Consider the following 398-nt stretch of genomic DNA (forward strand, 5'->3'; position numbering starts at 1 on the left):
CAGTTCAGGTGCCGGAGCCTTCCTTGCCGGCCAGCGCCAATAATCCACCGTTCCGCCACCTGACGGGACACCCCCATGAATACGCTCTGGTTCCTGCTGCTCCTGCCCCTCTTCTGGCTCAACGCCTGCCGGATGCTCGCCGCGCGGTCGGGCTGGCGCGCGTTCGCGGCCCGTTTTCCGCAGCACACACCGCCCAGTGGAGAGGCCGTCCGCTTCGCGTCGGCCCGCATGGGGCGCGTCCATGGCATGCCGATCCATTACGCAAACTGCCTCACGGTGGCTGCGGGGCCCGAAGGGCTGTCGCTGTCCGCGCCATGGTTCGTGTTCTTCCACCGTCCGCCGATCACCCTGCCGTGGTCGCAGGTGGAGGCGGTGGAGCCCCTGGGCAACTCCGGGAC

At 68.8% G+C, this 398-nt stretch carries 1 protein-coding gene; it reads left to right on the forward strand.

Annotated elements, in window-relative coordinates:
• Nucleotides 1–75: 75 nt before the first annotated feature.
• The coding region (locus tag GVL50_RS28645; RefSeq protein ID WP_159815863.1) for a hypothetical protein at nt 76–398 on the forward strand (323 nt) is incomplete at its 3' end.

Origin of the sequence: Pseudomonas sp. 18058 (assembly GCF_902706155.1) — a bacterium.
GTDB classification, from domain to species: Bacteria; Pseudomonadota; Gammaproteobacteria; order Pseudomonadales; family Pseudomonadaceae; genus Aquipseudomonas; species Aquipseudomonas rustica.